Raw genomic sequence first — 21798 nt, 5'->3', positions numbered from 1 at the left:
GCTCCAATTTGCGGAAACTCACTGCTCAAACTTGACTGCTGCATTCACTGCAGTACACGGACCGGTTGGCCCAGCGCACTCAGAAAACCTTGGTATTCGCGCTTATTTATCTAACGCACACCAAGGGTTGACTTTACCTGATCCGCTACCCGTGGTCAAACCAACGGCACGGCGTGTCTGAACCACTTCTGAAACACAGGGCGGCTCGTAGACTTCGATCATGGCAATACTTATCGACCAGCCTAGCTGGCCGGCGCACGGAACGGTGTGGGCACACCTCGTGAGCGACTCGAATCTGCACGAATTGCACGCTTTCGCCGCTCAGGCCGGTATTCCCCGGCGTGGCTTCGACCTCGACCACTACGACGTGCCTGAAGGCCGCTACGCGGACCTGGTGGCCGCCGGGGCCGTGCCGGTGAGCTTTCGGGAGATGATCGTGCGGCTGCGCTCCAGCGGGCTGCGTGTGACCGCCCGGGAGCGGCGCGGACTGTAGCCTCGGCTACTGCCAGGTGGCATCGAAGCCGAGCACGCTGCGGCGCACCGCGCCGGTAGCCACGTTCACGAACAGGGTCGTTGCATCCGTTGCCTGAGCATTGACCGGGTATCCGTCAGAGCGCTCGGTCTCACGGTTCGGCACGATCTGCACGGCCAGGAACTGGTCGTTCGGCGAGAGCTCGAATCCAACAATGGTTTCGTCAGCGGATGCCGGCGCATAGACGGTGCGCGCCTCACCACCCTGCACCAGCGAGAGATATTGCCTGACCGAACCGGTAGCGGCGTCGAACTCGGCGACGCGCTGCACGTAGCTGTCGGAGTCCGTGCCGGCTCCCCCGGCAAGGAAGCGCAGCTCGGCGGTGTACTGGGTGGTGCCTTCCACGCTCTGCGGCACGATGGCGGACTCTGTGCCCTGCGACAGATCAAGCACGTACTGGCCGTCGCGGTCCGACACGGCGATGCGCACGCCGTCGGGCGCGAACGCGGTGAGGTTCGCGAATTGCCCGAGCGGTACCGGCGGGTCGAATTCGGGTTCATTCTCGAGCGGGTTGCCGCCGGACTGGTTTAGCGGATTGATCAGCAGCAAGGTCGAATCGTATTGCTGTGCAACGATGTCGGCGCGATTGGCCATGAATCCCCAGGTCGTAACACTCAGCGGGCCACCCTCGAGGGCAGGGACCGCAGTGGCATTGTTGGTGCGCAGGTCGAGCACGAACAGCACGTTGTCGTAGTGCGGGCCTGCGGCATCCGCTGCGCTGGTGAAACGAAAACCGAGCAGGGACTGGCCGGGCGCGGCTTGCAGATCCTGCACGAGGCCGACACCGGGCAGGTTGAGAGCTTCGGCGGTACCGTCGGCATCAACGCGATAGAGCGCGTTGGCCAGATCGGGGTTCACCGTGACCACGGCGAGTTCGCTGCCCATCGGCACGAACTGCTGGATGTTCGCCGACTCGAAGGCTACCTCGGTGTCAGCCCTGCCGGTCGTGGTACGCAGGATGCGGTCCGTGCCGCGCGTGCCGGCTTCGGCGGCCGACGCCGCGCGACTGAGGTAGTACAGCGAGGGTTCGCTCGTGCTGAAGGCTGCCCTGACTGTCGATTCTCGGTCGACGGCCGTGCCGGTAATGCCCCGCACGGAGACCGCGTAGTCGGTGTTGTAGGCGAGTGGCTGCGGGAAGGAGATCACGACGGAATTCGCGCTCGTGGTGACCTGAAAGGCTGCGGACGGCTCGATACTCACCTGCTCCGGGGTGATGTCGGTCAACTGACGGTTCGTCGCGAGCACGAGGCGCGCGTTCGCGGAAGAGACCACGGCGGTGGTGTCGACGTCGACGCCGGTGAGCCGGGGGCCGGTCAGCAGGTTGACGGCGACCAGGGCAACGCAGGCCGCGACCAGGCCGCCGACGAGTATCCAGAGGGTACGGCGGAATGGGCGGGTCGACCGTGCCGGGAGCGGTTGCCCGGTCAACAGGTCAGCAGAGGGGTCAGTAGACATAGGGGTCATTCGGCTGGTCGACGGGAAGGATCTCGACCGGGGTGATCGCGAGTGGATCGCTCGCTGATGCGCTCACGCTCAGCTCGAACCGGCCGGTGACCTGCACCCAGTCATCGACCTCGTACTCGGCCTGCCAGCCCGGCAGGTAGACCGGAACGCCGATCGGCTGGGCGTCGACCGCGCAACAGGTGACGACGAACCGGGCCAGATAGAACACGTTATCGGGGTCTTTGGCGTCAGGCGTGACGAACCCGGTGATCTGAGCGGTTTTGTCGGCGTAGAAGGCCGGATCAGAGGATTGCGCGAGCAGAGAGACCCACTCGCGCACGCTGAGCTGCTCAAAGTCGCCGGTGCCGATGAGCGCCGCGGCCTGGTCGGCGTCGTCGTCGGTGCCGAGCCCGCCGGAATTGACCTCGCGCTGGGTTGCCGTGGCGCTGGTCAGGGTGGTCGGCGGGACCACGACCATGGCGACGCCCATGATCAGCAGCAGCCCGACTCCGACCCCGGTCAGAGTCGTTTGGACCCGACCGCTGCGTTCGACCTCAAAACCGCGTCGACGGGCGAACCCGGCGGCGACGAGCACAAGCCCGACCACGGCCATGGCGATCGTGAAAGCGAAATAGCGAGGGTGGATATAGAGGCCGAGCTGGCCGCTCAGGGCCAGCCACAGGGTCGCGACAACGACCACGAGGCTGAGCAGCACACCCTGCCAGCGCTCAGCCCAATAGCGGAGGGCCCCGGACAGCTTTCGGTCAGGCAACATAGTTCACCAGCAATCCGAGCGCGGCGCTCATGAGGCCCACCACGACCGTGATCTGCACCAGGGTGCGACTGGTGAAGGTCGTGCGCATGAGGGCGAGCATCTTGACGTCGATCAGGGCACCGAACACGAGGAACGCCACGATTCCGCCGGGCAGAAAGGTACTGCCAAACGACAGCACGAAGAACGCGTCAACGTTGGAGCAGACCGCCACGATGAAAGCCAGTGCCATCATGGCGAGCACCGACCAGACCGGGTTGCTGCCGAGCGCGAGCAGCACCGACCGCGGCACGAACACCTGAGTGAGGGCGGCTACGGCGGAGCCGATGAACAGGGCCGGCATGATGACCGACGTTTCGCGAATGAAGATCTCGGTGGTCTGGCTGAACCGGCTCTCCCTGTGGTGTGCATGATCGTGCCCGCTCGTGGACCCGACCGCGCAGGCGGCCGCGAACCTGGTCGTCAGCAGGCTCTGCGGGTCGGGGTGCTTGCTGAACAGCCAGCCTACGACGTTGGCGATGAGGAATCCGCCGACCAGCCGCGCGACCAGAATGTGGCCGTCCCAGCCGAAGGCCTGGTGCGTGGTGATTATGGTGATCGGGTTGAGAATCGGCGCGGCGAGCAGAAAGGTGATCGATTCGGAGACGGTGAACCCACCGACCATGAATCCGCGGGCGAGCGGCACGTTGCCGCACTCGCAGACCGGAAAAAACATGCCGAGCAGCGAGATCGTGGCGCGCCGCAGAATGGGGTTGCGTGGCAGATGCCGGGCCAGAACGCCGTGCGGCAGCCAGACCTGCACGACCGCCGAGAGTAGGATGCCCAGAAATACGAACGGCACCGACTCGATGATGACGCTGATCGCCAGGGTCAGGGTGTCCTGCACCCGGTCGGGCAGTTGGAAATCGCTCAGCTGCTCGTCGACGAAGGCGGGCGAAAGCGCCCGCACGACGAAAACGGCGAGCACCACCAACACCCCCGCGGTGAGGCCGAGAGGCCATCGCCGCAGGAGAGGGAGCTGCCCGCCGATTGCGTTACCGTCTAACTTCTGTTTGGGCCTAGTCGCCGTGCGGCGGCTGGCTGGACGTCGACGCGGAGGTCGCCGAACCGGTCGCGGTCAAAATGGCCTGGCCGGCGGAACCGCCGGCGGTCGTGACGCGACGGCTGCGCGCGCGTCCCTGACCGGGAAGTTTCGGTTCCGGCAGCGAGTCGAGCACCGAATCCAGCAGCTGGTCGGTGACCTGCTTGCTGGGGCGCCGGGTGGTGCGTGTGGACTTCTTCACCGGAATGTCGAGGATGTCAACAGACTCCGATGTGTCGGGGGCGGGGGTCGGCACGATCGGTGTTGAAACGGTCGGCGCTCCGGCTGCGAGGGTGCTGCGCCCACCGCGGGTGCGGGGTGCGGTATCCGTTGCTTTCGTCGCGACGAACTGCTCAGTGACGGGGGCAGCGGATGCCTCGGGCTCGGCCTGCTGCGTGCTCGACGGTTCCGTGCCGGCCTGCTGCGTGTTGGCCTGCTGCGCGTTGGCCAGTTCCGTGCTGGCCTGGCGGGCGCGGGCCTGCTCGGACCGCGACTGCTGGGTGCGCCCGTTCTGGCCGCGCGACCGCGACTGCCGACCGCGTGAACGCTCGGTGCTCACCGGTTCGGCGCCTGCCGGTCCGGCCTGCTCGACGTTCGCCGTGTCGGCGTGCTCGGCGTCGGCGTGCTCGGCGTCGGCGTGCTCGGTGCCGACCTGCACGGTGCCGACCTGCTCGGTACCGACCTGCTCGGTACCGGCTGAATCGGTGTGGGCAGATTCGGTCGTGACCGGCGCTAAGGTCGCTGCGTCAGCGTCCGCTTCCCTGCTTTCGAGCGGAATGATCGAGATCGAGCCGGTGCGGGTGATGGTGCGCGCGGCGATCAGCGCGAGAGCCTGCTTGGCGTCCTCGGTGATGCCGTGGGTGCCCTGGCCGCTCTTCGGCGCGTCAAAAGCGCTGTCGCGCTGACCCGAGTTGTGCCCGTTGTCCCGGTTGCTGCCGGAGCCGCCAGTGCTGGAGGCGTTGCTGCCGCCACTGTTATTGGGGGCGGAGCTGCCGGCCTTGGCGCGCGGTCGGCGCTCCTGCGGCGGCTGCGCGGTCTGGCGGTGCTTGATCACCGGGTCGTGGTGCACGATGATGCCGCGACCTGCGCAGGCCTCGCAGTTTTCACTGAACGACTCCAGCAGTCCGAGGCCGAGCTTCTTACGGGTCATCTGCACGAGTCCGAGCGAGGTGACCTCGGCCACCTGGTGCTTGGTGCGGTCGCGGCTGAGGCATTCGATCAGCCGACGCGACACGAGGTCGCGGTTCGATTCGAGCACCATGTCGATGAAGTCGACCACAATGATGCCGCCAATGTCGCGCAGGCGCAGCTGGCGCACGATCTCCTCGGCCGCTTCGAGGTTGTTTTTGGTGACGGTCTCTTCGAGGTTGCCGCCGCTGCCGACGAACTTGCCGGTGTTGACGTCGACGACGGTCATGGCCTCGGTGCGGTCGATCACGAGGGATCCGCCGGACGGCAGCCAGACCTTGCGGTCGAGAGCCTTCTCGATCTGCTCCGAGATGCGGAACTCGTCGAACGCGTCGACCTCGCCCTCGTAGGTTTCAACGCGCTCGAGCAGGTCGGGAGCTACCTGGCTGAGGTAGGTCTCAATAGTGGCGCGCACGTCGGGGCCGGCCACGACCATCCGCTGGAAATCTTCGTTGAAAACATCGCGCACGATCTTGACCAGCAGGTCGGGCTCGCTGTGCAGCTCGGCGGGGGCCTGGGCCGATTCGACCTGCTCCGCGATGTGCGCCCACTGTTCGCGCAGTCGGTTGACGTCGACGGTGAGCTGCTCGTCGGTGGCGCCCTCGGCGGCGGTGCGCACGATGACTCCGACATTGTCGGGCAGAACCTCCTTGAGGATCTTCTTCAGGCGCGCACGCTCGGTGTCGGGGAGCTTACGGCTGATGCCGTTCATCGAACCGTTGGGCACGTAAACGAGGTAGCGGCCAGGCAGGGACACCTGGCTGGTGAGGCGGGCGCCCTTGTGACCGATCGGGTCCTTCGTGACCTGCACAAGGACCTTGTCGCCGGGCTTGAGGGCCAGCTCGATGCGGCGGGCCTGGTTGCTGCTGCCGGAGTTCTCGGCGGCAGCGTCCCAGTCGACCTCACCGGAGTAGAGCACGGCGTTGCGGCCGCGTCCGATGTCGACGAACGCGGCTTCCATGCTCGGGAGCACGTTCTGCACCCGGCCGAGGTAGACGTTGCCGATGAGCGAGGCGTCCTGATTCTTGGCCACGTAGTGCTCGACCAGCACGCCGTCTTCGAGGACGCCGATCTGGATCTTGTTGTGCTTGGCGCGCACGACCATGAGACGGTCGACGGACTCGCGGCGGGCGAGGAACTCGGCCTCGGTAATGACCGGGCGACGGCGCCCGGCATCACGGCCGTCGCGGCGGCGCTGCTTCTTGGCTTCAAGCCGTGTGGATCCCTTGATGCGCTGGGGTTCGGTGATGAGCTCGGGTTCGCGCGGGGCGCGCACCTTGACGACGGTGTTGGCCGGGTCGTCGGTGCCTGAGCGGCTCTCGTCGCCGGTGCGACGACGGGCACGACGACGAACCGTCGTGGTTTCTTCTTCGTCGTCGTCATCGTCCTGATGCGACTGGCGGATGCCGGTGCGCGCCGGCATCGGCAGGATCTCCGGCGCCTGGAACAGCAGGGAGAACGACCGGCGCACGGGTGCTGTCGCCTTGTCGTCGGCGAGATCGGGCGTGACGTCGGTCATCTGCTGCGCTCCGGTGACGTTGTTGTACTCCGCGATGGTGACCCTGGCGGGCTCTGGCTCGGCGACGACCGGCGTTGCGGGTGCCTCGGCTGCTGGGGCGGCGGTCGACCGGGTGACCGGCGCCTTCCGGGTTGATTTGCGAGTGCCGAACAGGCTCTTGCGTTTCTTGTTTTCGTTGTCTTCCACCATCACTGGTGCGCTCCTTGACCGCTGTGGATGACCGCGCCACCCACCGGTTACTCTCTCGTGCGAGGTTGTCACCTTCGTGAAAACCCCGCGAATTTTTTACTGCGGCAACCGGCTTTGCCCCCCGGTCTTGGTCGAAACTGTGCTCGGGGACTGTGCTCTGGCTGCAAATACTTCGGATCGTGGGACCCTAATTCTGGGCGACTGTTGCCCAGGCAAGCTCTGTACTCATTAAGACTCATTAAGCTCAGTGGCGTCTGCTTGAGCGCGGCTCAACGACTACCCACGATTATCGCATGTAATCGCACAAAGCCGTGCAGCGCGAGTGGCATAATCACAAGAGTGCCAACGACAGAGCGTTCTCAGCGTCCAACCGGCCTGGCTATTTTCCTGATCATCGCCGGGATCATCGCGTTTACAGCGGCATTCGCGCTCACGCTCGACAAGCTCCACCTGCTGGAAGACAAGAACGCTCAACTGAGCTGCAGCTTCAGCGTTCTCATCGGCTGCGCGACCAATCTCGCCTCCCCACAGGGCGCCATCCTCGGCTTTCCGAACCCGCTGATCGGACTCGCCGCCTGGAGCGTGGTCATCACGATCGGCGTGGCCATTCTGGCCGGGGCCCGATTCGCCCGCTGGTTCTGGGTGGGCTTCAACATCGGTATGCTCGCCGCGATCATATTCGTGATCTGGTTGATCGGCCAGAGCATTTTCGTGCTCGATGTGCTGTGCCCATGGTGCATGGTGACCTGGGCGGTGACCATTCCGGCTTTTCTGGCCGTGACCCTCTACAACTTCAAGGTCGGGAATCTGCCGGGCGGGGCATCCGTTCGCCGGTTCGCCGGAGCCGCGTATTCCTGGATCTTCGTCATCACGATCGTCTGCTACATCGTGTTCTTCATCGTGGCGCAGGTCAACATGGACGTGCTCAACCGCCTTTAGTTGCGAAACCAGCATGGCCCCGCCTCGAAAACGAGACGGGGCCTTTCGTGACGCTCTGGTTAGTCGAACCAGAGCGCGAGCTCGCGAGCGGCGGATTCGGGCGAATCGGAGCCATGCACGAGGTTCTGCTGAACCTTCGAACCCCAGTCACGACCGAGGTCACCGCGAATGGTGCCGGGAGCTGCAGTTGTCGGGTCGGTGGTACCGGCCAGGGCTCGGAAACCCTCGATGACGCGGTTGCCTGCAATGCGGAAGGCGACGATGGGGCCGCTTTCCATGAATTCGACGAGGGGTTCGAAGAACGGCTTGCCCTCGTGCTCGGCGTAGTGCGCGGCCAGCAGCGAGCGGTCGGGTTCAACCAGCTTCAGGTCAACCAGGGAATAGCCCTTGGCCTCGATGCGGCGCAAAATCTCGCCGGTCAGGTTGCGCGCAACGCCGTCGGGCTTGACCAAGACGAGGGTTTCTTCGATCGGGGTGTTCATGCAATCTCCTTGGGTTGATCTGGATTCGTGTGATCTATTCGAGAGCCGGTGATCATGCAGTAGGCCCACATGGCGGCAAAGAGGGCGCCGACAAAAAACATGGCCGGGGTGACGAACCCGGTGGCGATGATGATCGCCTGCAGCGCCCAGCCGATCGGGTAGGACCAGCTGTAGCGGAGCAGTCCGATCAGGCCGACCATGGCCAGCACGAGCAACACGCCTCCGATGATGACGGCCAGCGGCGAGACCGGTGTGGGTTCGGTCGCCACCGACACGAGACCCAGGGTGACGACGGCACCGAGAAAGACAACGATCGTCTCGAAGCCGAGCAAAATCGTGGCGAGCGACCGTTTCACCGAGCGCGGCCCCGACGACCGGCGAGGCCGGCCTGCGCCGGACCTGCCTGCGCCAGACTCGTCAGCGCCGTCGGCCACGAGGCTCACTTCTCCATCCATTCCCCGGCGGCGGCGAGCGTGATCGCTTCGCCGACGAGCACGATCGAGCCGGTGACCAGCACAGCGCGTTTGGGCGCCTCGGCCGCCCACTCGCGGGCGCTCTCGAGCGCAGCGGCCAGATCGTCGAAGCGGAAGGTGACCTCGTCGCTGGTCCACTCGGCGATGTTGTCGGCCAGGTCGTCCATGCGCACGGCCCGCTCGGAGTGCGGCTCCGTGACGTAGAAGCGGTCGACCTGAGGGGCGAGCGCCGCGACGATGCCCTCGGCGTCCTTGTCGGCGAGGACTCCAACGACCACGGCGATCTCGTCAAAGTCGAAGTAGGCCTCGAGCGCGGCGGCGAGGGCCATCGCTCCGTGCGGGTTGTGCGCGGCATCCACGAGCACCGTCGGTTCAATGCCGACGAGTTGCAGGCGGCCGGGCGAGGTCGCCGTGGCGAGGCCCTCGGCGAGCAGGTCACCGACCAGGGCCTGGCTGCCAGCGCCGAGGAACGATTCGACGGCGGCGATGGCCACCGCGGCGTTCTGCGCCTGATGGGTACCGTAGAGCGGCAGGAACAATTCGGTGTAGGTGCCGGCCAGACCGCGCACCGAGATGACCTGGCCGCCAACGGCCACGGTGCTCGAAAGCAGTTCAAAGCCTTCATTCTCGTGGGCCAGGGTCGACTCGCTCAGTTTTGCCGCACGATCCAGCTCGGCCCGCACGTCGGCGCTTTGCGCCGCGGAGACAACGGATGCCGCCGGCTTGATGATGCCGCTCTTGGTGCGGGCGATCTCGGCGACGGTGTTGCCAAGGCGCAGCGTGTGGTCGAGCGCGATCGGGGTAAACACCGCGACCTGGCCGTCGGCGACGTTGGTGGAATCCCACTCACCGCCCATGCCGACCTCGATCACGGCCACGTCGACCGGTGCGTCGGCGAAGCAGGCGAAGGCCAGCACGGTCAGCGCTTCGAAGAAGGTCAGCGGGACATCCCCGGCAGCTTCGAGTTCTGTGTCGACGAGTTGCAGGTAGGGCTTGATATCGGCCCAGTTCGCGGCCAGGATCTGGTCACTGATCGGTTCGCCGTCAATGACGATGCGCTCGTTCAGACGCACCAGGTGCGGGCTGGTCAGCAGGCCGGTGCGCAGCCCGTACGCCCGCACGATGCTCTCGACCAGGCGGCTCGTGCTGGTTTTACCGTTGGTGCCGGCCACGTGAATGATCGGATACGAGCCCTGCGGGTCGCCGAGAAAGTCGAGGGCACGCCGGGTGGGCGCCAGGCGCGGCTGCGGCTGGGCCTCCCCCACCCGCTGCAGAAGCTCGGCGAAGACGGCGTCTCCGGCTTCGCGGAAGGCGTCGAGCGGGGCAGGCTGATTCATCGGCTCCTCGTCGTCGCCGCGACCGGTGATGTTCTTCCAGTCAGCGGTGTCGTCAGTGGGATTGTCGTTGTCAGACAAGGATTGCTCCATTCACGCGTGCGACGGCCACGATGACGGCGCCCAGATTGACATAGTGGTCGGCTTCAAAGCGGACGTAGTGCTCGACGGGCGCGCCGACCCGGGCTTCCAGCCACTCCGACGGCAGCTCGGCCGAGAATTCGCCGGTTGACGGGCGGTGCGTTGTGAAACTCGTGGCGAGAGTTTCCGCCGCGACGTCGACGCCGAGGGCGAGGTCGAAGCTGTCGGCATCCGCTTCGCTCTGAAAGATCAGATCGAGACGGATGCGGTCGCTCACCTGAAAACCGGCCGACTTGCGGGTGTCCTGCACGGCGCGAATCAGGTCGCGGGCGAACCCCTCAGCCTCGAGTTCAGGCGTGGTATTCGTGGCGAGCAGCGTGAATCCGCCGCCGGGCAGCAGGGCGAGTGCGGCTCCGCCGTCGTCGGCGTCACTGTTCGCCTCGAGGGTCAGCTCGTACTCGCTCGGTTCCAGGGCGATGCCGCCGGCCGTGACACGGCCGTCGGTCTCGCTCCAGTCGCCGGCGCGGGCGGCCTTGATGACCTGCTGCACCTGCTTGCCGAGGCGCGGACCGGCGGCGCGGGCGTTCACGACGAGCTTGCTCGCGACTCCGTATGCGGCGGCACTGTCGTCTTCGAGCTCGATCAGGGTGACCGTCTTCACGTTGAGTTCGTCGCGCAGGATGCCGCTGAAGGCTCCGAGCGCCGCGGTGTTGCCGGTGACGACGGTGAGGTTGGTCAACGGCAGGCGCACGCGCAGGCCGGCCTGCTTGCGCAGCGAGAGCACCGTGCTGCTGATCAGGCGCACCTGGTCCATCGCCGTGACGAGGGTCTCGTCGGCGGGAAACAGGGTCGCGTCCGGCCAGTCTTCGAGGTGCACGCTGCGACCGCCGGTGAGGCCCTTCCAGATGCGCTCGGTGACGAGGGGCAGCAGCGGCGCGGTCACCCGGCAGACGGTTTCGAGCACGGTGTACAGGGTGTCGAAGGCTTCGTGCTCGGTGGCACCGAAAGCCGCGCCACCCCAGAACCGGTCGCGCGACCGGCGCACGTACCAGTTGGTGAGCACGTCGGCGAAGTCGCGCAGGCGCGCCGCGGCGACCGTGCTGTCGAGGGCTTCGAGGTCGGCCGTGACGCCGACGATCAGGTCCCGGGTCTTGGCCAGAAGGTAGCGGTCGAGCACGTCGGTCGAATCGGTGCGCCAGGTGGCCTCATAGCCGGTGGCACCGTCAGTACCCGAGGCGTTCGCGTACAGGGTGAGGAAGTAGTACGTGCTCCAGAGCGGCAGCATGACCTGGCGAGCACCCTCTCGAATGCCTTCCTCGGTGACGACCAGGTTGCCACCGCGCAGTACCGGCGAGCTCATCAGGAACCAGCGCATGGCGTCGGCGCCGTCGCGGTCGAAGACCTCATTGACGTCGGGATAGTTGCGCAGCGACTTCGACATCTTCTGGCCGTCGTTGCCGAGCACGATGCCGTGGCTGACCACGTTCTTGAAGGCCGGCCGGTCGAACAGGGCGGTGGAGAGCACGTGCAGCAGGTAGAACCAGCCGCGAGTCTGTCCGATGTACTCCACGATGAAGTCGGCCGGGTTGTGCGCTTCGAACCATTCCCGATTCTCGAACGGGTAGTGCACCTGGGCGAACGGCATCGATCCGGAGTCGAACCAGACGTCGAGCACGTCCGTGATGCGGCGCATCGTCGACTGGCCGGTGGGGTCGTCCGGGTTCGGACGGGTCAGTTCGTCGATGTAAGGGCGGTGCAGGTCGGTGGGGCGCACCCCGAAATCGGCGGCCAACTCGTCGAGCGAGCCGTAGACATCCGTTCGGGGGTAATCGGGGTTGTCGCTCTTCCAGACCGGGATCGGTGAGCCCCAGTAACGGTTGCGGCTGATCGACCAGTCGCGGGCGTTGCCAATCCACTTGCCGAACTGGCCGTCCTTCACGTTCTCGGGTACCCAGTTCACCTGTTGGTTGAGCTCGACCATGCGCGGGCGAAAGTCGGTGACGCGCACGAACCAGCTCGAGACGGCCTTATAGATGAGCGGGTTGCGGCAGCGCCAGCAGTGCGGGTAGGAGTGCTCGTAGCTGGCCTGGCGCAGCAGCCGGCCGTTGGCCTTGAGCAGCGCGGTGAGCGGCTTGTTGGCGTCGCTCCAGAGCGCTCCGGCGACGTCGGGAACGTCGCTGAGGAACTTGCCGCCGTCGTCGAGCGAGAGGATCACCGGGATGCCGGCGGCCTCACCGATCTTCTGGTCCTCCTCGCCGTAAGCGGGAGCCTGGTGCACGATGCCGGTACCGTCGCTCGTGGTGACGTAGTCGGCCACGAGGATGCGCCACGCATTCTGCGTGCCCCAGACCGACTCGTCGGCGTAATAATCGAACAGGCGGTCGTAGCTGACGCCCTCGAGCTCGCTGCCGATAATTGTGCGCGACACGGCAGCGGATGCCTCGGCGGCACTCTCGTAGCCCAGGTCCTTCGCGTAGTTGCCGACCAGATCGATGGCGATGAGGTATTCGGCACCGAGCACAGTCGCTGCGGTATCGGTGGCTTCGCGCAGCACCTCGGCGTCGGGCGTGCCGTTCGGGCCGGCCGGAACGACGGCGTAGACAATCTCGGGGCCAACGGCGAGCGCGAAGTTCGTCGGCAGGGTCCACGGGGTCGTGGTCCAGGCCAGGGCGCGCACGGCGGTGAGGCCGAGCGTCTCCGCCTTGGCGCCGATCAGCGGGAAGGTCACGGTGACGGTCTGGTCCTGGCGCATCTTATAGACGTCGTCGTCCATGCGCAGTTCGTGGTTGGACAGCGGGGTCTGGTCGCGCCAGCAGTACGGCAGCACTCGGTAGCCCTCGTAGGCGAGGCCCTTGGTGTGCAGCTGTTTGAACGCCCAGATTACCGATTCCATGAAGGTGATGTCGAGGGTCTTGTAGTCGTTCTCGAAGTCAACCCAGCGGGCCTGGCGGGTGACGTACTCTTCCCAGTCTTTGGTGTATTCCAGCACCGACTCGCGGGCGACCGCGTTGAACGCGGCGAGGCCCATCTCTTCGATCTGGCTTTTGTCCGTGATGCCGAGTTTGCGCTCCGCCTCCAGCTCAGCGGGAAGACCGTGGGTGTCCCAGCCGAACCGGCGGTGCACCTGCTTGCCGCGCATGGTCTGAAAACGGGGGAACAGGTCCTTGGCGTAGCCGGTGAGCAGGTGGCCGTAGTGCGGCAGACCGTTGGCGAACGGCGGGCCGTCGTAGAAGGTCCATTCCTCGGCGCCGGCGCGTTGGTCGATGGAGGCCTGGAAGGTGTCGTCGTTCTTCCAGAATTCCAGCACCTCGGTCTCGACGGCCGGAAAATTCGGCGACGGAACGATGGCTTCGCCGGGTGTGGCACCGTTTTGGGTATTGCGGCTCTTGGGGTACAAAATGCTTCTCCTACCGGGACGGGTCACTGGGCCCTGCTCCACGAGGACGAACGATTCTGGAGAAATCGCCGCGGTACCACCTCGCTTGCCACCCGAAACTGCCGGATGACCGCTTGTTCACAGGCTGTAACGGGCCCGACTCGTTCGGTTCTACTGAGCTGGCTGCCCGAGGGCTTCCAGCTGTTCTTCCGAAGACTTCCCGGTGATGGCCGGGTCACTGTCATTCGTTTTAATCGTACCGGATGAATGCTCGTGACTGATATGTCGGCAGAAGAACGGATGCGCGTAATGACTGTCCCCCGTTGGCCCGACGTAGCCTAACGTTGAGGGGTGCCCCGCAAGGCATACCTGTGAACGCAAACTCGGCGCGCATCCGCCGGGAAAAGAGATTCTTCATGCCCTTTCGGCACCCCTGGCGCACCCGTCGTCTGCTCGCCGCCACCACCGGCATCATTGCCCTGGGCTTGCTCGTCGCCGGCTGCACCCCGGCCGGCTCGAACGAACCGGTCGGGGAACCGAAAACCGGCGGAACGCTCACCTATGCCTCGGGCGACGCCGAACCGACCTGCCTCGACCCGCACGTCGGCGGCAACTTTCCTCAGGCGCTGGTCAGCGCCCAATACCTGGAATCCCTCGTTTCCCGGGACACCGCCGGCACGATCATCCCCTGGCTGGCCGAGTCCTGGATCCCGAGCGAGGACGGCCTGACCTGGGACTTCACCCTGCGCTCTGACGTGACCTTCACCGACGGCACCGTGTTCGACGCGGCGGCCGTGCAGGCCAATATCGCCCACCTGCAAGACCCGACAACCCTGTCGTCGACCGGCTATCTCGGGCTCGGTAAGGTCACCGGCACCGAAGCGGTCTCCCCCACCGTGGTGCGCTTCACCCTCAGCGAACCGGACAGCGCCCTGCTGGAATCGCTCTCCCAGACCTGGCTCGCCATGGAATCGCCGACCGCACTCGAGCGCAGCCAGGACGAGAACTGCGCGAGCCCGGTCGGCACCGGCCCGTTCCTCGTGGACAGCTGGGTGAAGCAGAACGCGATCACCCTCGTGCGCAATGACGACTACGTCTCCCCACCAGCGGATGCCGCCCACGCCGGCCCCGCCTACCTCGACAAGGTCATCTGGCGGTTCATCCCCGACTCCGCCTCCCGCTACGCCGCCCTGCAGTCCGGTGAGGTCGACGTGATCGACAACGCCCAGCCCGACACCATCGTGCAGGCGAAGCAGAGCGATTCGATCGAGCAGCTCGACTCTCCGCGACCCGGTGCCTCCAACCGCATTGAACTGAACTCGGGTCAGGCCCCCTTCAACGATGTGCGCGTTCGTGAGGCGTTCATCCGCTCAGCCAACGTCGACGACGCCGTCTCGAGCCTCTTCCAGGGCACCGCCACCCGGTCGTATTCGGCCCTGTCGAGCGCAGAGAGCACCGCCGTCTCGAACCCCGCACTGTTCGACTACGACCCGGCCGCCGCCGTTACGCTGCTCCAGGCGGCTGGCTGGGGCCAAACGGATGCCGACGGCTACCGCATCAAAGACGGCGTGCGGCTGAGCGTGGAGTTTCCGGTGAGCACGAACCAGTCGATCCCGGCCGAGCAGAGCGTGTTCGAACAGATTCAGGCCACGGCGAAGGAGACCGGCTTCGAGGTCAAGCTGGCCCCGATGGACCTCTCGAGCTGGTACGCCGCCCTCGCCAGTAACGACTATGACGCGGTGAGCGCGCCGTACACCAAGGTCGGCCCCGACGTGCTGCGCATTCTGTACCACTCCGCCAGTATCGTGCCAGCGCCGAGCGGGTACTTCGCCAACCTGGCCCAGGTCAATGACCCCGCCATCGACGAGCTGCTGACGACCGCGGCGCGCACCACGGATGTCGCCGAGCGCGCCTCGCTCTACGCCGACGCCCAGAACCGCATTCTGGAGGGTTTCTACATCTTGCCGCTCTACGACCAGCAGAACCACTACCTGCTGCGCAGCGATGTCATAGGCTTGCGCACCCTGCCGACCGTGGCCGTGCCCACGCTCTACGACACGTGGCTGAACCGGTAGCGCCGCCCGATCGGCCCGGGGCGGGGTCGGTTCGACCGGCCTCTGGCAGCGCTCCCGGTCGACGCCGGGCCGTGCTGCGGATGCCTGTGCTCCGCCTGCTGAGACGCGTGCTCGCCCGCCTGGGCGGAGCGGTCTTCGTGCTGTGGGCGGTGGCGTCCGTCACCTTCTTCGCGGTGCGCCTTATTCCGGGCGACCCGGCCCAGGCCGTGCTCGGCGGCCCCGGATCGCAGGCTTCCCCGGAAGCCCTCGGCGCGGTCAACGCCGAGTACGGCTTTGACCAGCCCGTGATCGTGCAGTATTTCGCCCAGCTCGGCCGGCTCGCAACCGGCGACCTGGGCCGGTCCTACGCCCTCAACCAGGACGTCGGGTCGCTCATGCTGAGCCAGCTCGGCGGCACCCTGCTGCTGGCCGTGCTCGCTCTGGCCCTGGCCTGGCTGCTCGCCCTCGCCCTGGCGACCTGGTCTACCCAGAGCGGCCGGATCGCCTCCCGGGTGGGGTCGGCGCTCGAAATCGTCGCGGCAGCGCTGCCGCATTTCTGGCTGGCCACCTCGCTCATCGTCGTGTTCAGCATCTGGCTCGGCGTGCTGCCGCCGATCAGCACCGGCGGCGCCCTCGGCCTGGTGCTGCCGGTACTCACCCTGGCCATACCGCTGGCCGGATTTCTCGGCCAGATCATGCGCGAATCCCTGCTCCGCGCCCTGGAGAGCCCGTTCGTGCTCTCGGCCCGTGCCCGCGGCGAAAGCGAGAGCGGCGTGCGCTGGATCCACGCGCTACGCCACGCCTCCCTGCCCGCGATCAGCCTGTCCGGCTGGGCCTTCGGCTCGTTGATCAGCGGCGCGGTCGTGGTCGAAACCATTTTCGCTCGCCCCGGCCTCGGCCGCACCCTGCTGAACGCGGTCACCCTGCGTGACGTTCCCGTGGTGATCGGCGTCGTGATGATCGTCGCGGTCGCCTACATTCTCATGACCCTGCTGACGGATGCCGTCAGTCGCTTGGTCGATCCCCGATTGCGCCTCTCATGAGCGACCTGGAGGTGCAGGTCGGGCTGGCCGCGCAGGCCGGCCAGCCCGACCGGGCGGCACAGTCTGGTCGACGACGACGCTTCGGCGTCGCCGAGACAGCGGCCGCAGTGCTCGCCCTGTTCCTGCTGGCATCGGCCGTGGTGCCGCAGCTGCTCGCCCCGGGCGACCCGCTCGGCATCGACCCACTTTCGGCCTTTCAGCCGCCTTCCGGCGCGCACGGCTTCGGCACCGATGAATCGGGTCGAGACATCTACACCCGGGTCGTTCACGGCACCCAGTACTCGCTCCTGATCGGCGCCGCCGCCACCGCGATCGGATTGGGGCTCGGCATCGTGCTGGGCACCCTGGCCGGAATGCTCGGCCGCGTCGTTGACTTCACCGTGAACCGAGTTCTCGAGGTGCTGTTCGCTTTTCCCGGACTGCTCCTGGCCCTGCTGTTCATCCTGATCTTCGGCCCCGGCGTGGCGACCGCCACGATCGCCGTCGGGCTGTCGACCGCGCCCGGGTATGCCCGCATTATTCGGGCCCAGCTGATCTCGGTGCGCTCCGCTGCCTTCGTCGAGGCCGCGACCGTGCTCGGACGCACCCGCTGGCAGATTCTGCTGCGCCACATCCTGCCGAACACCCTTGCTCCCCTGTTCGTGCTCGCGACCCTCGGCATCGGCCAGGCCATCGTCTGGGCTGCCACTCTCAGCTACCTCGGGCTCGGAGCCGAACCGCCGACCGCGGAATGGGGCGCCATGCTCTCGGCCGGACGCACCTACATCACGTCGGCCTGGTGGATGAGCTTCTTTCCCGGTCTGTTCATCGTGCTGACCGCCGTCACCGCCACTGTGCTCGGCCGCAGCATCGACCGTCGAATGAGGCACGCATGAGCGAGGCAGACACGAGCGCGGCACGCCGGAACGGCGACACATCTCGGAGTGAGCGCGCTGCCGCGTTGTCCGTACGTAATCTGCGGGTGGGATTCGGCGCAGCCGCACCGGTTGTCCGGGGCGTATCCTTCGATATCGCGCCGGGCGAGTGCCTCGCCATCGTCGGCGAATCCGGCTCGGGAAAGAGCGTGACCGCCCGCAGCCTGCTCGGTCTGGCCGGTGCGAACGCCCGGGTCAGCGCCGACCGGCTCGAGCTCGGCGGCCACAGCGTGCTCGGCCTGACCGAGCCTGCCTGGCAGGCCCGCCGCGGCAAGGACGTCGGACTGGTGCTGCAGGATGCCCTGGTCTCGCTCGACCCGCTGCGACCGATCGGCCGGGAGATCGCCGACTCCCTCCGTCTGCACACCGGTCTCGGCGCCTCCGCGCGGGCAGAGCGGGTGCTCGAGTTGCTCGACGCCGTCGGTCTGCCAGACCCCGAGTTGCAGGTGCAGAAGCTCTCCGGGCAGCTTTCCGGCGGGGAACGCCAACGCGCCCTGATTGCCGCGGCGATAGCGCTGAGCCCGCCGCTGCTCATTGCCGACGAACCGACGACGGCCCTCGATGTGACCGTTCAGGCCCAGATCCTGGCGCTGCTCGAGCAGATCACCGGTGCCGGTACCGCCGTGCTGCTGATCAGTCATGACCTCGCTGTGGTCAGCCGCATCGCGCACCGGGTGGCAGTCCTGCACGATGGCGTGCTGGTGGAGACCGGCCGTACCGAGCGGGTTTTGGGGTGGCCCGAGCAGGAACAGACCCGGCGCATGGTCGCCGCGATCCCCGCCGACAAGCCGCGCGGCACGAGGCTGAGCGAGGCCGACACCCCGAACATTCCCGATACCGCGATCGACTCTGTTCGAAAGACTCCCGCCGACAACACCATCGTGCTCGAAGCCATCGGCCTGTCCAAGAGTTTTCGACACCCCGACGGTACCCGGCAGCTCGCCGTGGATACGGTCTCGTTCGCCCTGCCCCGCGGCAGCACCCTCGGAATTGTGGGCGAATCCGGCTCCGGCAAGACCACGACGGCGCGACTTCTGCTCGCGCTCCTCACGCCGGAGCACGGCGAGGTTCGGGTGTTCGGCCAGCCCTGGAGCACGGCCCGCGAGAAGACGCGGCGTGCTCTGCGCCCCGGCGTTGGGGCGATCTATCAGGATGCCCTCGGCTCTTTCGATCCGCGCTGGAGCGTCGCCGAGATCCTCAGTGACGCCCTGAGCCTTGGCCGACAGCGCCGCACGCCGCAGACGACGGCGCGGCTCGCGACCCTGCTCGACGAGGTCGGCCTCGCCGCCACGGTGCTGCTCCGACGTCCGCTCGAGCTCTCCGGCGGGCAGCGGCAGCGGGTCGGTATCGCCCGTGCCCTGGCCGGGAAGCCCCAGATTCTCATCTGCGACGAACCGGTCTCCTCGCTCGACGTGACCGTGCAGGCCCAGGTGCTCGACCTGCTCGACGACGTCCAGCGGGAACGCGGGCTCAGCCTCGTCTTCATCTCACACGACCTCGGTGTCGTGGCGCACGTCAGCGATCAGATCGCGGTCATGCGTGCGGGCCGCATCGTGGAGCTCGGTCCAGCGCTGCGCGTGTTTGCCGAGCCGCAGCATCCGTATTCAGCACAGCTGCTCGCCGCCGTGCCCCGTTTGTCGGCCTGATCCCACGCCGACAAGCCGTACCGGAAGCCCCCGTTCGGGGAAAAAGAACCGATCAGGTAGATTAGATGGGCACACGAGGCACCTCACCATCGACACGGTGCCGAATACCGAACCGGAGAAGTATGACCACCACCGATCGCGCCCCCGCATCCAACGTTCCCGAAAAGCCCGCCCTCGAAGGGCTCGAAGCCAAGTGGGAATCCCGCTGGGACACCGATGGAACCTACCGCTTCGCCCGGGAGAACGCCACCCGCGAAACGATCTACTCGATCGACACTCCCCCGCCGACCGCCTCCGGTTCGCTGCACATCGGGCACGTGTTCTCCTACACCCACACCGACGTCGTCGCCCGGTTTCAGCGGATGCGCGGCAAGAACGTCTTCTACCCGATGGGCTGGGACGACAACGGCCTGCCCACCGAGAGGCGCGTGCAGAACTACTACGGCGTGCGCTGCGACCCATCGCTTGGCTACACCGAGAACTTCGTGCCGCCGTTCGAGGGTGGCGACGGCAAGAGCACCAAGGCTGCCGATCAGCTGCCCATCAGCCGCCGCAACTTCATCGAGCTGTGCGAAACCCTCACCAAAGAAGATGAGAAGCAGTTCGAAGCCCTCTGGCGCACCCTCGGTCTGAGTGTCGACTGGACCCAGACCTACCGCACCATCGGCCCGGAAGCCCTGTTCACCTCACAGCTCGCCTTTCTCGGCAACGTCGAACGAGGCGAGGCCTACCAGGCCATGGCGCCCACCCTCTGGGACGTCACCTTTCGCACCGCGGTGGCCCAGGCCGAACTCGAAGACAAAGACATGCCGGCCGCATACCACCGGGTGTCGTTCGCAAAGCCCGACGGAACGACGATCGAGATCGAGACGACCCGTCCCGAACTGATGCCGGCCTGCGTGGCCCTGGTGGCGCATCCGGATGACGAACGCTACAAGCACCTGTTCGGCACCACGGTGACGACCCCCGTGTTCGGTGTCGAGGTTCCGGTACTCGCCCACCACCTCGCCCAGAAGGACAAGGGGTCAGGCATCGCCATGATCTGCACCTTCGGCGATGTGACCGACGTGGTCTGGTGGCGCGAGCTCGACCTGCCCAATCGTGCGATCATGGGCTTCGACGGCCGAATCATTGCCGACGTGCCAGAGGCGATCACCTCCGAAGCCGGGCGTGCAGCGTATGCGCAACTCGCTGGCAAGACCGTGTTCGGCGCGAAGGCCGCCGTGGTCGAGCTGTTGAAAGCCAGCGGCGACCTGATCGGTGACCCGAAACCGATCGTGCACGCGGTGAAGTTCTTCGAAAAGGGCGACAAGCCGCTCGAAATCGTTTCCACCCGGCAGTGGTATATCCGCAACGGTGCTCGCGACGAGAAGCTGCGCTCGCGCCTGCTCGAGCACGGCACCGAGCTGGCCTGGCACCCCGAATTCATGAAGGTGCGCTACGAGAACTGGGTCAACGGTCTCACCGGCGACTGGCTCGTCTCCCGCCAGCGTTTCTTCGGCGTGCCGCTGCCGGTCTGGTACCCGCTCGACGCCGACGCCAACCCCGTCTTCGACCAGCCGATCGTCGCCACCCGCGACCTGCTGCCGGTGGACCCGTCATCGGATGCCGCACCCGGCTACACCGAAAGCCAGCGCGGCCAGGCCGGCGGCTTCGTCGGTGAGGTCGACGTCATGGACACCTGGGCCACCTCCTCGCTCACCCCGCAGCTCGCCGGCGGCTGGGAACGCGACCCGGAGCTGTTCAAGCTGGTCTTCCCGTACTCGCTTCGCCCGCAGGGCCAGGACATCATTCGCACCTGGTTGTTCTCCACCCTGCTGCGCGCCGAGCAGCAGCACGGCACGTCCCCATGGCAGCACGTCGCGCTCAGCGGCTTCATCGTGGACCCCGACCGCAAGAAGATGTCGAAGTCGAAGGGCAACGTGGTCACCCCGGCCGACATGCTCGAAAAGCACGGCTCCGACGCGGTGCGCTATTGGGCCGCATCCTCTCGCCTAGGCACCGACGCGGCCTTCGACCCGCAGAACCCGACGCAGATCAAGATCGGCCGACGCCTGGCCATCAAGATTCTCAACGCGAGCAAGTTCGTCTTCATGTCTGCCGGCAGCATCGATGCCCCGATCACCGAGCCGGTCGACCAGAGCATGCTCGCCGGTCTCACCGCCGTAGTCGCCCAGGCCACGACCGCGTTCGAGAACTACGACCACGCGCGCGCCCTGGAAACCACGGAAAGCTTCTTCTGGACCTTCTGCGACGACTACCTCGAACTGGTGAAGGAACGCGCCTACGGCGAGCCCGGCCCGGCGCAGGCATCCGCTGTTGCCGCGCTGCGCACCGCGCTGGCCACCCTGCTGCGCCTGTTCGCACCGTTTGTTCCGTTCGCGACCGAAGAGGCGTGGTCGTGGTCGAACGCGGGCTCGGTGCACACCGCTCCGTGGCCGATCGCGGCCGACCTGCTCGGCAGCGACGAGGTCGCCACCGGCAACATCGCCCTGCTTGATTTGGCCAGCCGGGCGCTGACCGGTATCCGTCGTGCCAAGACTGATGCGAAAGCGTCGCAGAAGTCCGAGGTGGATTCCGCAGTAATATGCGGTGCACCCGCCGAGATCGCACTGCTCACCCTGGCCGCCGCTGATCTCAAAGCGGTCGGTCGGATTCAAGAACTAACCTTTGTCGACGGCAGCGAACTCGCTGTGACCGATATCGTGTTCGCCACCGTGTTGGAAAGCTAG

The 21798-nt window shown here is 66.4% G+C and carries 15 protein-coding genes; 7 read left to right on the top strand and 8 right to left on the bottom strand.

Annotated elements, in window-relative coordinates:
• Positions 1-220 precede the first annotated feature (220 nt).
• Positions 221-493, top strand: a complete 273-nt coding sequence (locus BLS91_RS06665) for a DUF4031 domain-containing protein (protein ID WP_092339966.1) — start codon at positions 221-223, stop codon at positions 491-493.
• A 6-nt stretch (positions 494-499) separates the two neighbouring features.
• Here the strand turns inward: BLS91_RS06665 and BLS91_RS06660 are convergent, their stop codons facing one another.
• The 4 genes from BLS91_RS06660 to BLS91_RS06645 form a co-directional block, all read right to left on the bottom strand.
• On the bottom strand, positions 500-1987 hold the full coding sequence (locus tag BLS91_RS06660) for a hypothetical protein (RefSeq protein ID WP_134505308.1): 1488 nt from the start codon (positions 1985-1987) through the stop codon (positions 500-502).
• Positions 1977-2750 (bottom strand): TIGR03943 family putative permease subunit, encoded by a 774-nt coding sequence (locus BLS91_RS06655; RefSeq protein ID WP_092339964.1) that lies wholly within the window; start codon positions 2748-2750, stop codon positions 1977-1979. The genes BLS91_RS06660 and BLS91_RS06655 overlap by 11 nt, the downstream gene beginning before the upstream one ends.
• Positions 2740-3714, bottom strand: a complete 975-nt coding sequence (locus BLS91_RS06650; RefSeq protein ID WP_233197307.1) for a permease — start codon at positions 3712-3714, stop codon at positions 2740-2742. The genes BLS91_RS06655 and BLS91_RS06650 overlap by 11 nt, the downstream gene beginning before the upstream one ends.
• Positions 3715-3805: 91 nt before the next feature.
• Positions 3806-6724 carry an Rne/Rng family ribonuclease gene (locus BLS91_RS06645; RefSeq protein WP_241983144.1) on the bottom strand — a complete coding sequence of 973 codons (2919 nt, stop codon included), beginning with the start codon at positions 6722-6724 and terminating at the stop codon, positions 3806-3808.
• Between the two features lie 339 nt (positions 6725-7063).
• Here BLS91_RS06645 and BLS91_RS06640 point away from each other — a divergent pair, with 339 nt between their 5' ends.
• Entirely contained in the window at positions 7064-7663 is a 600-nt protein-coding gene (locus BLS91_RS06640) for a vitamin K epoxide reductase family protein (protein ID WP_233206231.1), read from the top strand.
• A gap of 59 nt (positions 7664-7722) precedes the next feature.
• Here BLS91_RS06640 and ndk read toward each other — a convergent pair whose 3' ends face one another.
• From ndk to ileS, 4 genes are all read right to left on the bottom strand, one after another.
• A complete protein-coding gene (ndk, locus tag BLS91_RS06635; protein WP_092339961.1) occupies positions 7723-8145 on the bottom strand; it encodes a nucleoside-diphosphate kinase in 423 nt (140 codons plus the stop codon).
• Positions 8142-8588: a DUF4233 domain-containing protein gene (locus BLS91_RS06630; RefSeq protein WP_233197305.1), complete on the bottom strand. Its 447-nt coding sequence runs from the start codon at positions 8586-8588 to the stop codon at positions 8142-8144. Before BLS91_RS06630 ends, ndk begins: the two co-directional genes overlap by 4 nt.
• Positions 8585-9955: a bifunctional folylpolyglutamate synthase/dihydrofolate synthase gene (locus BLS91_RS06625; protein WP_092340197.1), complete on the bottom strand. Its 1371-nt coding sequence runs from the start codon at positions 9953-9955 to the stop codon at positions 8585-8587. The genes BLS91_RS06630 and BLS91_RS06625 overlap by 4 nt, the downstream gene beginning before the upstream one ends.
• A gap of 70 nt (positions 9956-10025) precedes the next feature.
• Positions 10026-13433, bottom strand: coding sequence for an isoleucine--tRNA ligase (gene ileS / locus BLS91_RS06620; protein ID WP_092340196.1), 3408 nt, complete (start codon positions 13431-13433; stop codon positions 10026-10028).
• Positions 13434-13825: 392 nt separating this feature from the next.
• Between ileS and BLS91_RS06615 the strand changes: the two genes are divergently transcribed.
• The 5 genes from BLS91_RS06615 to valS all read left to right on the top strand — a co-directional run bounded on the left by BLS91_RS06615 (position 13826) and on the right by valS (position 21798).
• Positions 13826-15484: an ABC transporter substrate-binding protein gene (locus tag BLS91_RS06615; RefSeq protein ID WP_092339959.1), complete on the top strand. Its 1659-nt coding sequence runs from the start codon at positions 13826-13828 to the stop codon at positions 15482-15484.
• Between the two features lie 80 nt (positions 15485-15564).
• Positions 15565-16506, top strand: coding sequence for an ABC transporter permease (locus BLS91_RS06610; RefSeq protein WP_092339958.1), 942 nt, complete (start codon positions 15565-15567; stop codon positions 16504-16506).
• On the top strand, positions 16503-17381 hold the full coding sequence (locus BLS91_RS20295) for an ABC transporter permease (RefSeq protein ID WP_092339957.1): 879 nt from the start codon (positions 16503-16505) through the stop codon (positions 17379-17381). The genes BLS91_RS06610 and BLS91_RS20295 overlap by 4 nt, the downstream gene beginning before the upstream one ends.
• Positions 17378-19066 carry a dipeptide ABC transporter ATP-binding protein gene (locus tag BLS91_RS06600; RefSeq protein ID WP_198412808.1) on the top strand — a complete coding sequence of 563 codons (1689 nt, stop codon included), beginning with the start codon at positions 17378-17380 and terminating at the stop codon, positions 19064-19066. Before BLS91_RS20295 ends, BLS91_RS06600 begins: the two co-directional genes overlap by 4 nt.
• A 122-nt stretch (positions 19067-19188) precedes the next feature.
• Positions 19189-21798: a valine--tRNA ligase gene (valS, locus tag BLS91_RS06595; RefSeq protein ID WP_092339955.1), complete on the top strand. Its 2610-nt coding sequence runs from the start codon at positions 19189-19191 to the stop codon at positions 21796-21798.

The sequence above is a fragment of the Cryobacterium flavum genome (assembly GCF_900103805.1).
GTDB lineage: Bacteria > Actinomycetota > Actinomycetes > Actinomycetales > Microbacteriaceae > Cryobacterium > Cryobacterium flavum.
Note: the sequence above shows the minus strand (reverse complement) of the source record. Positions and strands in the feature narration are given on the sequence as shown.